This window comes from Microbulbifer sp. 2205BS26-8 (genome assembly GCF_030731025.1).
Classification (GTDB): domain Bacteria; phylum Pseudomonadota; class Gammaproteobacteria; order Pseudomonadales; family Cellvibrionaceae; genus Microbulbifer; species Microbulbifer spongiae.
Window position 1 is genome coordinate 26,550 of sequence record NZ_JAVAMR010000034.1, and the last position, 12,590, is coordinate 39,139.

The window sequence follows — 12,590 nt, forward strand, 5'->3', positions numbered from 1 at the left end:
CGTCGGCGGCGAAAAGAAATGCCCAGCCTTAGCGGGTCTCTTTAAACAGCTCGCGACCAATCAGCATACGGCGCACTTCAGAAGTGCCCGCGCCGATTTCGTAGAGCTTGGCATCGCGCAGCAGGCGACCGGTGGCGTATTCATTGATATAGCCATTGCCGCCCAAAGTCTGGATAGCCTGCAGGGCCATCTGGGTTGCGCGCTCCGCAGTAAACAGGATTACAGCGGCGGCGTCCTTGCGCGAGTCCTCACCGCGATCACAAGCTTTTGCCACTGCGTAGAGATAGGAGCGACTGGCATTCAGGTCGGCATACATATCGGCGATTTTACCCTGCATCAGCTGGAATTCACCGATGGCCTTGCCGAACTGTTTGCGCTCGTGAATGTAGGGAACCACCACATCCAGACAGGCCTGCATAATACCGACAGGACCTCCGGAGAGAATGGTGCGCTCGTAGTCGAGACCGCTCATCAATACGCGCACACCGCCGTTCAGTTCACCGAGGATATTTTCTTCCGGCACTTCACAGTCTTCGAACACCAGCTCACAGGTGTTGGAACCGCGCATGCCCAGCTTGTCGAGCTTTTGCGCCTGGGAGAAGCCCGCAAAACCGCGCTCAACGATAAATGCAGTAATACCGCCGGAGCTGATACCCGGCTCGGTGCGCGCGTAAATCACATAGGTGTCGGCATCGGGGCCGTTGGTGATCCACATTTTATTGCCGTTTAAAACAAAGCGATCACCGCGCTTTTCCGCGCGCAGTTGCAGACTCACTACGTCGGAACCGGAGTTGGGTTCGCTCATGGCCAAGGCGCCTACATGTTCACCGGAACACAGCTTGGGCAGGTACTTGAGTTTCTGCTCGCGGGACCCGTTCTTGCGGATCTGGTTGACACACAGGTTGGAGTGGGCACCGTAGGACAGGCCCACAGAAGCGGAGGCACGGGAAATTTCTTCCATGGCCACGGCGTGTGCCAGGTAACCCATATTGGAACCGCCGAACTCCTCTTCCACGGTCATGCCCAGCAGACCCAGCTCGCCAAACTTTTTCCACATATCCGCGGGGAACAGGTTGTCTTCGTCAATCTGCGCCGCGCGCGGCGCCAGCTCCGCCTGGCATAACTTGTAAACCATGTCACGGAGCATATCGATCTCTTCACCGAGACCGAAATTCAGGGTTGGGTAGGCGGTATTCATTGAGTCTCCACTACACTTTTAAATTGCTCTACTTCAAATGGCCGCTAGCGACTACTGTGCACAACAGCCGTCGGCCCCGGGTGAATGCCGGACAATTCAGAGGGAACCCTGCACGCGGCTTCGCACCAGTGCCGCTTTTGCACGGGCTTCCGCCTCGTCCAGTTCACCCATCAGGCTCTCAATATCTCGCAACTGTTGGTGCAGATGTGCGCGTTTCTGGGCAATGTGTTCCAGGAGACGCTGCAATTGCTCCACATTGCCGTGGGCAGGATCGTACATATCGATAATCTCGCGGCTCTCATCCAGGGAGAAACCCAGCCGCTTGCCGCGCAGAATCAGCTTCAGACGCACCCGTTCTTCCGAGCTGTAGACTCGGGTCTGGCCACGGCGCTTTGGCTTCAGCAGACCCTTGTCCTCATAAAAACGAATGGTGCGGGTGGTGATATCAAATTCCCGCGCAAGCTCCGAAATACTGTAGTTGAGGGGTTCTGGGGTGCTAGCTTTGGCTTTCATACGTACTTCCTCGCGATACGGCAAAGCCTAGCAAGACTTTACGTTAACGTAAACGTAAAGCAGATACCAAAAAATAACTGCAAAGGCATACTGAGTCATCGACTAGCGGTTGAGAACAAGCACAGCTATCAAGCGCTCAGCAGCTGCTGCAACTGGCTGTTGAGCAGCTTTTGGTAGGGGAGGGGCAGGCCGGTCACTTCCAGGGTCCAGCCGGCACCATGGTGCTCAATCCGCCCCGCCAGGGCGCTGTCCCCCAGCAGCTGCGGATGCAGGAACAAACCGCGCGATTGGCTTAGCAACTGCTCGGCGGAGAAGTCTGGCGAATCGGGCGTACAGGGTGCCACCGCCAGGGCCAGTTTGAGGCCGGTGGCGCTACTGACGTTCTGCATTTCCCGCAGTAGCAGGCCACAGCAGACTGCGCGAAACGCCGCATCGGTACCGGAGAAACCCAGGCCAGTCTGAGGCCCGGCGCTATTTAGTGGATGCCCATCATAGATACGCTGCAGCAACGCCATGCGGTCATCCAGCGCTCTCTGTATGCCCTCCAGGGCGCTGCGGCTCAGTTGGTTGGTCAATTGCGCCCAATTCAGTGGCCGAAGGTACAAACCCACACTGTCGCCCTGTTCGACAGGGGCATCTGACGTTGGATGCACCCTCGTCGCCGGCGGGCTGTGCGGGGCGGAAAAGCCGTCGATCAGCAGTGCCGCCACCGCGCTGAACGGCAGGGCAAATACCAGGATCAGCAACAGGGTGGCCCAGGGAAAAGCCAGGTTGCCACCCGGCACCAGAGTCACAGTGACATTGCCGGCAATGCTGTCGTGCAGAACCACAGGCACATTGATGGCCTCCCCGCGTCTCAGGTCACCCACTTCCGCCAGGGTATTGGATTCCACATCCTCAATAGCGATACCACTGATGGCGGGTAACGCCAGCAGTTGTCTCGCCAATAACTGCATACGGATACGATCACCGGCCACAATCAGCTCCAGGCTCTGCCCGGCGAGAAAACCGGCCGCTGCGCGCGCTGACTCTCTGTCCCTCTCCACAGTGGCGGAGTAACGCTGGCCATAGTAGTGTCCAAGGGCCGCGCTGCAAAAAATGGCCAAAGTCAACCAGACGGCCACTGCCAGCAGGCGGTGGCGAGCCTGCTGGGATAACAGTGCAACCCGGGCGGATACCTTGCGCAATAAAAAACTCATTGATACCGACATACCGTACTGCAGTATTGCTTGCCTATTTTCGTTTAGCCTGTCCGTCAGCCGCGCGCCCCGCCTGATCATTGATCGCCTGCAAATGCTGCTGCAGATACGCAGGCAGACCGGAATTTTACCGGCCTGCGACGAGACACTGAAAATATCTCCAGCGGCTGATATACGCCTGGCAAGCAGGCCCCTCCCCAGGGAGCTACAAATCCTATCTGTAGCTTGAAGTCGGGCGCGTTACCATGGGCGCAACCCCTCTGCTTGCCCCATCTCGGATAACCTGGCGGCGATTTTAGCGGAGATGGTGCCAAAAGCTATAATGCGCCGAAACTCAATCCTTTTATCCTGGGGCGCCCTGTCATGAATAATCCCATCACCTCCCAAGAATTCCACCTGCCCCTGGCACAAATTACCCAACCTCCACTGGATTGCACCCTGCGCTACCTGAATTTCGAGGGCCACTATGCACGTCTGGGCCTTGAGTATTCACACAGCGAACCCTTCGCGGGTATGGCCAGGTGTGCATTTTCCCCTATGGCCGCAGCGCCTGCGGCAGTCCGGGCCCCCTGGTGTATCACCCTGTTGTCCGCCTCACCCAGGCTCTCGCAGCTACAGCGGTTGCTACAGTTCTTTGCTGAACAACAGTGGACCGTTACCGCAGTGGATACCCTTTCACAGAGCTTGACGCGCACTGTTATCCGCTTCCAGATCGACGGCAAAGTCGAGTTATCCACAGCCCGCAATGCCTGCTTGCAAATGGCCGACACCCTGGGCGCCGACCTGGTTTTGCAGTCCGGTGCCAGCCAAAAAGTCCCGGCACTCGCCGGCTTTGATATGGACTCCACCCTGATCGACGCCGAAGTGATCGACGAGCTGGCCAAAATTACCGGAGTTGAAGACCAGGTAGCTGCCATTACCCAGGCCGCCATGAGTGGGGACCTGGATTTCTGCGAAAGTTTCAAAAGGCGCATGGCCCTGCTCAAGGGGTTTTCGGAGCAGAGCCTGGCAGAAATTGCCCCGCAACTGCCCTTGAAAACGGGCGCCCATAAGCTGCTCAATAATCTGCGGGCACTGGGTTGCAAAACGGCAATCCTCACCGGAGGCTTTTCCTATTTCGCCCACTATCTGCAGAGAGAGCGCTTGCCGGTGGATTTTGTGTACGCCAATGAAATGGTATTTTCCGGGGGGGTACTCACCGGTGGCGTGGTGGAACCGATTGTCGATGGACTGTGCAAGCGGGCACTGCTGCAAGCCAAGGCGCAAGAATTGAAACTGGGGCCTGAAAGCGTGGTTGCCATGGGCGATGGTGCCAACGATCTACCGATGCTGCACCTGGGTGCACTGGGCATCGCCATTCATCCAAAACCCAAAGTGCGCCTGGAGGCACCCCAGGTCATCAACCTGTTTGGACTGGATGCAGCGCTGTACCTGTTCGGCCTGAATGACCGGCAAATAGAAAAACTCGCCAGTTAATCCGGCCACCCAATAGATTGCCAGCTCGATTTCGGCTCACCCCCCCAAAGGGGGGATCAGATCATGGCGTGGGGAAAGGGAAGAGAGCGCTGTTCGTTTTTGTCGGAACAGGCATTCGGCGCATCCTGGTTACAGCCAACCAACAAAAGGCCGAGAAAAGCCATCAATAAAAGCCGCCTGTACATACGTACCCTCTTGCTCGAATGGATATTTATCGAGCAGCAGATTACGCAATGCGCATCACTTTTGGTAGCAGTTTAATGGTTCTTGCGCCAGAAAAATGGCGTGAAAATTATTATTTTGCGCGAATTTGCTATACACGCGATTACAGCTGTTGATCGCCAGTGGGGAAAGACCCGCCCGCGGGTATTGAACACCACTCACAGGCCATACACCAAACAGCTACAGGGTCCCCAGCGTCCAACAGTGGCATACGAGCCGTTCGGGTCAGGCCAGCGTTAAGCGTGCCTGGTGGCCAGGCGAGAAACTGCAGCTCCGGCAGTCACACTGCCAGAGCCGCGGGGATCAGCGCAGGGGCTATTAGTCCGCTTTTTTGCCGTAGATCACCTGGCTGTTCACTTTTACCGACAGCGGATGGTAGCCCGTCCTGGCCTGTTCAAAAATGCGTTCCGCCATATCCTGTTTGCCAGTTTCCACCATTGTGCGATACAGCGGGCGCAAGAACTTGTTGCGCCCGATGCTGGTGAGAAAGTGTTCCAGACGCTCGAACGCCGGCGCGTAGTCGTTGCGCACGGCAATCATCAGCCAGCTGAAGGCCACTTCGTTGTTGCGGGATTGGGTCAGGCCAAAGGCGCTGTCCAGTTCCTTTAATTGCGCTTCCGTCAGCTTCTCCGGCATACCGTCGAGGAAGTACTTCCACTGGTGGAAGGTCCAGCCCTTCGTGTCGATATCCTTCGCCGCCAGCTTGCTGTCCAGCCACTGCTGGCGCAACGGGTCCAGTTTGCTGAAGGCATCGGACTGCGGGTGCGGCGCACCTTCGGGAATACCCGGCTCAAAGATCCACTCATGAATACGCTCGCGATCCAGCTTATCCCCGTGCTCCACCAGCAGAGTCTTGTCGAGGTACTGCACGAAGTCCTCAGTGGTGATGCTCTGGAAGGAGAAGTGGTTGAAATACTCCATCAGGAAGCGGTCGAACGCCGCGCGGCCCACTTTTTGTTCCAACTCGTACAGGAACAGGGAGCCTTTCTCGTAGGGGATATTGGAGAACACTTCATCGGGATCACGATCGCGCAGATCAATGGCCATAATCTCGTCGCGGGGCTCTTTGTCGGCCAGGTCTGCCTGCAGGTCATCATAACCCAGGGCCATTTCCATCTGGTAGCGCTCATCACCGTACACAAACTGCATAATGCGGTTGGTCAGGTAGGTGGTGAAGCCTTCGTTCAGCCACAAGTCTCGCCAGCTGGCGTTAGTCACCAGGTTGCCGGACCAGGAGTGGGCCAGTTCGTGGGCAATCAGGGCCACCAGGCTCTTGTCACCGGCTATCACGGTCGGGGTGATAAAGCTCAGGCGCGGGTTTTCCATACCGCCGAAGGGGAAGCTGGGCGGCAGGATCAGCAGGTCGTAACGATCCCAATGGTAGGGGCCGTAGACCTTCTCGGTTACCTCCAGCATGGATTCGGTATCGGCAAACTCCGCCGCCGCAGATTCCAGCAGGGCAGGCTCGGCGTAGACACCGGTGCGCTCTCCCATGGGCTTGAATGCCAGGTCGCCCACTGCCAGGGCGATCAGGTAGGAGGGGATGGGCTGGGGCATTTCAAACTCGTAGACGCCGTCTTTGGCCGCCTGCGGGTCGTTGTTGGCACTCATGACCGCGCGCAGTTCCTTCGGTGTGCGAACGGTGGCGTTGTAGGTAATGCGCACTTTCGGGGAGTCCTGCAGCGGGATAAAACTGCGCGCGTGGATCGCCTGGGCCTGGGTGAACAGGAAGGGGTGCTGCTTGCCGGCGGTCTGTTGTGGTTCCAGCCACTGCACGCCGGAGGCACCCGGGGCTGTGCGGTAACGGATGGCGATACTGTCGACATCTTCCGGCAGCTCAATATTCAGCGGAGTGCCCAGGTGGCTGTCCTTCTCGCCCATGGAGAACGGCACTGGCGCACCGTTGGCAGTGACGGAAAGCACCTCCAACTCGCGGGTATCAAGCACCATCGGCAGGTTCTTGTCATTGAGACGCTTGAAGTCCAGCGTGGCAATACCTTCGAGGACCTTGCGGGAAAAATCCACGGTCAGATCCAGGTCCAGGTGCTGTACCTGGTAGTCGTTGCTGTTGGCGAAAGAGTGGTAATCCACACCGGATTCCGGCGTCTTGCCTGCGGCAGTTTTCTTTTCTATCACAGCGGCCGCTTTTACCGGTGCGCTTGCGCTCTCGGCTTCAGTTTTGGACGGCTCTGTCTTGGAGCACCCAGCAGCTACGGCGAGGCCGCCGACAATCAGGCTGGTGCAAAGTAAGCGGGGCAACATGGATCTACTCCCAGGGGTTCCGTTTTCATCGGAGCACAGGATACCCGAGTGTGCCCTCATGCGATACATTCAGGCCTCTAGAGGATGTATCTCAAGATTTCCGCCCCCGACGGCAGCCGCACCCATTCCTCTTTAATCCTTATTGAGGCCATAAAATTAGACGAATGTCTCATTTCCGTGTCTTCTCGACGAAATTCCCGACTAAACATGCGCTCGCGGGACAAGGCTGACCCGCAGTTAACACAGTGTTCACTTTCCCGGCACAGACTGTAGGCCCTTTCATAACAAACCTATAAAGGAGGACCCCATGTCTCTGTCCCGGAGGCGGTTTCTACAATTTTCCGGCGCCGGCCTCGCAGTACTGCCCCTCTTGAAAGCGTACGGATCCGGTCATCAACCTTTTCAGCACGGCGTAGCCAGTGGCGACCCACTGGCGGACCGTGTGATCCTGTGGACCAGAATCAGTCCGTCCAGTGATCCGCTGTTTCTATCCACGGTTCCCTATAGCTGGCAGATAGCCCTGGACCCGGAAATGCGCCTGGTAGTCAACAGCGGCAGCGGCATTACCGGCCCGGAAGTGGACTACACCGTCAAGGTGGACGTCAACGGGCTGCAGCCGGGCACTCCCTATTACTACCGCTTCTACTCCAACAGCATGGATTCACCGATCGGCCGCACCCGCACCCTGCCCATTGGCCATCTGGATCGCCTGCGCTTCGCGGTGACCAGTTGCTCCAACTACCCCATGGGCTACTTTAACGTCTACCGGGAAATTGCTCTGCGACCGGATCTGGATATGGTCCTGCACCTGGGCGACTACCTCTATGAGTACGGCCCCGGCGGCTTCGGTACCAATGCCGGACTGGGGCGCGAGCCGATCCCGGCCAGGGAAATGGTCACTCTACAGGACTACCGCCAGCGCTATGCCCAGTACCGCTCCGACCCCGACCTGCAGGAAGTGCACCGCCAGCACCCGTTTATCTGTGTGTGGGATGACCACGAGACCACCAATAACGCCTGGGCTGGCGGCGCCGAAAATCATAACCCCGAGCGCGGCGAAGGCGACTGGTTTGAACGTCGCTCTGTGGCAAACCGCGTCTATTTTGAGTGGATGCCCATCCGTGACAATGGCATTCTGGATCGCTTTGGCGACAAGGCCATTTACCGCGGATTTCGTTTCGGCAACCTGGTCGACCTGATGATGTTGGATACCCGCATCGCTGCGCGGGACAAACAGGCCAACTGGTTTGACCAGGGGAGTGCCGATGACCCCGCACGCAGTCTCCTCGGCCAGCAGCAGGAAGGGTGGCTGTACCGCAGCCTGACCCGGTCCCAGTCCGACGGTGTGCGCTGGCGGGTGCTGGGGCAGCAGGTGATGATGGCGCAGCTCACCCTGGCCAGGGATTTCTCCATCAATATGGATCAGTGGGACGGCTATACCGCTGCGCGCAGCCGCTTGTTTAACCATATCAGCCAGAACAATATCGAGAACTTTGTCGTACTTACCGGGGATATCCACAGTTCCTGGGCCTGGGATCTGGCCAGTAATCCCTTCAGCATTTTCGACTACGGCCCCCTGACCGGCCGCGGTGCACTGGGCGGCGAATTTGTGACCCCTGGGGTGTCTTCCAGCTTCCTCGACAAATCCCAGTTAACCGATGTGGCCGCGATTGCCCTGGACGGATTGATCCCGCATTTGAAGTGGGTGGACATTACCCAGCGCGGTTACCTGTTAATGGATATTTCCCATTCCCGCGCCAAGGCCCACTGGTACCACGTGAATACGGTCAGGAGTAAAAACTACAGCGCTACCCTGGCCAGAGTGTACAAGCAGAAAGCCGGTTATAACCATATCCAGCGCGCCTGGAACGAGAGCACAGGCCCCGGCAACGCACCACCACCGGCACCGGGCTACGGCGCCCTGGCACAAAACGCCATCGCCGCCCTGCGCACACGCTACAAGGTTTAGGGAAAAACCGTGCAGCCTTTGCAATGAGGCTGCGCGGTTGTCTGCATTGGTGCAGATGCGCTGGCCGTCAATCGAGGTTGAAGTCGAAACGCATGTCTTCCGCCGGGGCCTGCACATAGTAGCCCTGGATATAGTCGGTGCCGGTCTGCCACAGGGTGGGCAACATGCTGGCCTGTTCAATATGGGGCACTATCACCTTGGTATCCAATTCACCCAGGCGCTTTACCAGCCCGGCCAAGGACGCACTGCTCTCCCCCTCATCCTGTACTTCGCGCACAAACGAGGGGTCTACCTTGGCGATATCCACCTTCACATGCTCCAGGGCCTTAAAGGGGTTCAAACCGGTCCCGAAATGACACACCGCCACCCGACAGCCAAGCTGTTGTACCCGACTGGTAAAGTCCTTAGCCGCATGCAGGTTGCTGGTTATGTCCTCCTGGCGCATCTGAAAGACCACCGAACCCGGCGAAACCCTGGCGGCCTTAAAAGCCACCGCCAGCCACCCAGGCAGGCTGTTATCCAGGAGTGAGGCCGTGGTGATATGCAGCATCAGAGACACCTTTTTACCCTCCACATGGAAGGCCGCTGCCTTGATCGCGGTGAGAATCACCCAGCGGTCCATTTTTGCCGACAGACCCGCATCGCCCAATTCCTGCAGGAAGGCCAGTGGCGCCAGCTCCACCTTGTTGTCGAGCATGCGCACCAGCACTTCATACATCTGCTCTCCGGTGCCCTGCAGGCTGAGGATAGGCTGGTAAAGCAGCTTCAGGTTGCCTGCTTCAAGGGCCTGTACCACTCGCGCGCGGTGGTAGGTTTCCACATCGGCACCACCGTCAGTGTTCGGTTCATACAGGGCAAAGCTGCCCTCTCCGCTGTCTGCACCAAGCGCCTGCCGGTGCGCCACCAGCGCCTGTTCCAGTACCTGCTGGGCACCACTGGAGGCCTCACTCAACAGGGAAATACCAATGCAAACGGTGATCTGCAGTGTTTTGCCCGCAGCATCGAAAATGGTATCGGAAACCTTTTTCAGCATTTCCCGTGCACGCTGCTCGGCACTGTCCGGCGTGGTATCCGGAGTGAGCAGACAAAAACTGTCATCGCTATAGCAGGCCAGGGTGTCACCACTGCGCTGGCAACTGCGCAACAGTTCCGCCATCGCCTTCTGCAAGGCATCGGCGCCTGCCACACCCACGACTTTCTGCACCTCCTCCTCAAAGCGGGCCACCTGGATAAACATCAGGCCACCGGTGCTGTGGGAGTCCGCAGCGGATTGGATAGTAGAATCCAGCAGCTGCAGGAAGTGCTGGCGATTAAACAGCCCTGTAAGCGGATCGCGGTTCTTGATATCGCTGAGTTGAGCCTCCAGGTGTTCGGTATCCGCGCTGTGCGCTGCAATACGCACCTGCAAGCAGCGCTCTTCTTCATAGGTTGTACTGAGCACCTCGGCCCGAACCGGCAGCGGTCCGCTGCCCGATGCACTTCTCGCAGTAAATTGCCACTCCCGTGCTTCCACTTCGTTATTGTCAATGGCGCAACGTTTAAGAAATTGCCGCGCCTCTTCCCCTTCATTTTCCGCCAGCATATCGATGATGGGCTGGTACTCCGCCTCATCTCCGCTTGCATAGCCAAAGTACTCGGCAAAGGAGTCGTTGGCGTAGATAATCAAACCATCGGATACATAGGCAAACGCATCCTTGGAACTGTCCAGCAATTCCCGGGTACGCCGCAAAGTGGCATGGTAGCGGCGGTCGTGCAGGCGTGCCCGCCGGCGGTTGTCCAGTGACAGTAACTCGCGCTGGATAACCAGTAGCAGGTGCTGGTCTTCGTCCACAGTCACCACATCCCGCGCACCCAGCCTCAGCCCCTCCACCACCGGCAGGCAGCCACTGCGCTCGGTAAGGATAATCAGCGGGACATCCTTCTGCAGCTTGCTGATAGTGCGCAGAGCCAAGGTTGGGGGGACCTGGGTGCTGCCCTCCGCGACAATGATCAGGTCCCAGGTTTTGTCCTGTAGCAACCGGGTCAATACCGCTTCGCTGGTGACATGCTGGGCCCGGTTGGGGCGGCCCGCATTGTGCAACATGCTCACCAGGCGCTGGGCCTCTGATGGAGTATCGTGTATCAGGAGAAGTCGGATAGTATCGTTGCTACTCATTATTTACTCTATTTGCCCAAAGCAGTGCACTGCTACTGCGAGCGGTAAGTTTAGGGGGCCACAGTGGTGGCATACAAGAACACATCTGGATGACGGACGTGATCCATGTCACACAATTCTCTCTACCGTCAAAAAATGGACTCCTGCATTTTTAGCAGCCAGCAACGCTACCGGCGAGCGAGAGCGGATGCCGGGGAGGTATGCATCACAGGGGGTGCTGGTGTACTCGTGGCTGACCGTTGCCCTTGCAATGCGAGTGACATCAAGCAGGGATAACAAACGTTCAAGGACCTAACGACAACGGGTTGTGGCAGACAGATCGGATTTTCGGGTGAAAAGTGATTCCGCAAAGAGGATGAAGGCGCAAAACTAGCTGGGCTGGGTGCGGTGGAAAGCTCCACAACCCGAATCATACATCCGCAAACCGACACTTTCCCTGGCTGTACTCCCGCCCGAGCAGCACCGTTTTCTTGTTACTCCCGCTTCATTCGTCCGCTCTGCCTTCCAGCGGTACTTTGGCGCGAACACCGGGTACCTCTCTTACCAATTTCGGCACCAGATACCCCGGCAGACGTTGGCGCAGCTGCGCGATAATGGCTAGCGCCTCTTCATCGGACACTTCGAAATGGGCCGCGCCGCTGACTTTATCCAGTTGGTGCAGATAGTAGGGCATAACACCCGCCACAAACAGGGCTTCACAGAGCTGTTCCTGGGCCTCACAACTGTCATTTACTCCCCTTAGCAGCACTGCCTGATTGAGCAGGACAACCCCGGCATCACGCAGTCGCGCCAGTGCTGCACGCACTGCACTGTCAATCTCATTGGCGTGATTGCAATGCAACACCAGCACCGGTTTCAGGCGCGAAATAGTGAACCAGGACAACAGGGCATCGGTGATCCGGCTGGGTGTCACTATGGGCAGGCGGCTGTGCACCCGCAGCTTGTTCAGATGGGGGGTTTGCGCCAGCTCACTGGACAGCCAGGCCAGTTGGCGATCACTCAATACCAAAGGATCACCACCGCTCAGGATCACTTCGCGCAACTCGGTATGGGCACGGATATATTCCAGGGCCGCCGCCCATTGACGCCGGTCCAGGTGGTTGTCCCCATAGGGAAAAGCTCGGCGAAAACAGTAACGACAATTCACCGCACACTGCCCGGCGGCAATCAGCAGCAGCCGTCCGTGGTATTTGTGCACAATACCCGGCTGAGGATTCACCCGGCCCTCCTGCAGAGGATCGGCACTAAAACCGGGAGGCGACTGCAGCTCCGCCGCTGTGGGCAGCACCTGCAGCAACAGGGGGTCATGTGGGTCTCCGCGACGCATACGCCTGATCAAGCCACGCGGCACCCGCAGGGGGAATTGCCGGCTAGCGCATAGCGACCAGGGTAATTGGGCCGGGTCCAGTTGCAAAAGCCGGATTAATTCAGCGGGGTCCGTAATCAGATCCGACAACTCATCCTGCCAACGGCGAGGTTCGCAGGCATCGATAAGTTCATTGTCGAAAACTGGGAATTTCATTAGACAGGCACACACTAGAAAAGAGCATTGTAGCAGGTTAGCCTGCGGGCCCAGGTGCCTTCATTTGACGCACC

At 57.8% G+C, this 12,590-nt stretch carries 9 protein-coding genes; 2 read left to right on the forward strand and 7 right to left on the reverse strand.

The genetic code is table 11. From position 1 onward, the window contains the following. Positions 1 to 28: 28 nt before the first annotated feature. From Q5Y71_RS11920 to Q5Y71_RS11930, 3 genes are all read right to left on the reverse strand, one after another. The gene (locus Q5Y71_RS11920; RefSeq protein ID WP_306042372.1) at positions 29 to 1,198 is read right to left on the reverse strand and encodes an isovaleryl-CoA dehydrogenase; all 1,170 of its coding nucleotides are present in this window, start codon (positions 1,196 to 1,198) and stop codon (positions 29 to 31) included. A 96-nt stretch (positions 1,199 to 1,294) separates the two neighbouring features. Then, positions 1,295 to 1,711: a MerR family DNA-binding transcriptional regulator gene (locus Q5Y71_RS11925; RefSeq protein ID WP_306042373.1), complete on the reverse strand. Its 417-nt coding sequence runs from the start codon at positions 1,709 to 1,711 to the stop codon at positions 1,295 to 1,297. 128 nt (positions 1,712 to 1,839) lie between these two features. Beyond that, entirely contained in the window at positions 1,840 to 2,922 is a 1,083-nt protein-coding gene (locus Q5Y71_RS11930) for a hypothetical protein (RefSeq protein ID WP_306042374.1), read from the reverse strand. Between the two features lie 351 nt (positions 2,923 to 3,273). Between Q5Y71_RS11930 and serB the strand changes: the two genes are divergently transcribed. Continuing rightward, complete coding sequence (serB, locus tag Q5Y71_RS11935; protein ID WP_306042375.1) at positions 3,274 to 4,386, forward strand: phosphoserine phosphatase SerB; 1,113 nt, start codon at positions 3,274 to 3,276, stop codon at positions 4,384 to 4,386. A 56-nt stretch (positions 4,387 to 4,442) separates the two neighbouring features. Here serB and Q5Y71_RS11940 read toward each other — a convergent pair whose 3' ends face one another. Together Q5Y71_RS11940 and Q5Y71_RS11945 are read right to left on the reverse strand one after the other, a co-directional pair. Further along, positions 4,443 to 4,571 (reverse strand): hypothetical protein, encoded by a 129-nt coding sequence (locus tag Q5Y71_RS11940; RefSeq protein WP_306042376.1) that lies wholly within the window; start codon positions 4,569 to 4,571, stop codon positions 4,443 to 4,445. A gap of 355 nt (positions 4,572 to 4,926) precedes the next feature. Further along, complete coding sequence (locus tag Q5Y71_RS11945; RefSeq protein ID WP_306042377.1) at positions 4,927 to 6,870, reverse strand: M1 family metallopeptidase; 1,944 nt, start codon at positions 6,868 to 6,870, stop codon at positions 4,927 to 4,929. 307 nt (positions 6,871 to 7,177) lie between these two features. Between Q5Y71_RS11945 and Q5Y71_RS11950 the strand changes: the two genes are divergently transcribed. After that, a complete protein-coding gene (locus tag Q5Y71_RS11950; protein WP_306042378.1) occupies positions 7,178 to 8,839 on the forward strand; it encodes an alkaline phosphatase in 1,662 nt (553 codons plus the stop codon). Between the two features lie 67 nt (positions 8,840 to 8,906). On the opposite strand, the gene Q5Y71_RS11955 is transcribed toward Q5Y71_RS11950, so the two are convergent. Together Q5Y71_RS11955 and epmB are read right to left on the reverse strand one after the other, a co-directional pair. After that, a complete protein-coding gene (locus Q5Y71_RS11955) occupies positions 8,907 to 10,994 on the reverse strand; it encodes an EAL domain-containing protein (protein WP_306042379.1) in 2,088 nt (695 codons plus the stop codon). A gap of 484 nt (positions 10,995 to 11,478) precedes the next feature. Beyond that, entirely contained in the window at positions 11,479 to 12,516 is a 1,038-nt protein-coding gene (gene epmB, locus Q5Y71_RS11960; RefSeq protein ID WP_306042380.1) for an EF-P beta-lysylation protein EpmB, read from the reverse strand. Between the last annotated feature and the right edge of the window lie 74 nt (positions 12,517 to 12,590).

Bases quoted from the DNA above. Each gene is read 5' to 3' on its own strand.
- Q5Y71_RS11920 (WP_306042372.1), bottom strand. From the start codon at position 1,198: ATGAATACCGCCTACCCAACCCTGAATTTCGGTCTCGGTGAAGAGATC.
- Q5Y71_RS11925 (WP_306042373.1), bottom strand. From the start codon at position 1,711: ATGAAAGCCAAAGCTAGCACCCCAGAACCCCTCAACTACAGTATTTCG.
- Q5Y71_RS11930 (WP_306042374.1), bottom strand. From the start codon at position 2,922: ATGTCGGTATCAATGAGTTTTTTATTGCGCAAGGTATCCGCCCGGGTT.
- serB (WP_306042375.1), top strand. From the start codon at position 3,274: ATGAATAATCCCATCACCTCCCAAGAATTCCACCTGCCCCTGGCACAA.
- Q5Y71_RS11940 (WP_306042376.1), bottom strand. From the start codon at position 4,571: ATGTACAGGCGGCTTTTATTGATGGCTTTTCTCGGCCTTTTGTTGGTT.
- Q5Y71_RS11945 (WP_306042377.1), bottom strand. From the start codon at position 6,870: ATGTTGCCCCGCTTACTTTGCACCAGCCTGATTGTCGGCGGCCTCGCC.
- Q5Y71_RS11950 (WP_306042378.1), top strand. From the start codon at position 7,178: ATGTCTCTGTCCCGGAGGCGGTTTCTACAATTTTCCGGCGCCGGCCTC.
- Q5Y71_RS11955 (WP_306042379.1), bottom strand. From the start codon at position 10,994: ATGAGTAGCAACGATACTATCCGACTTCTCCTGATACACGATACTCCA.
- epmB (WP_306042380.1), bottom strand. From the start codon at position 12,516: ATGAAATTCCCAGTTTTCGACAATGAACTTATCGATGCCTGCGAACCT.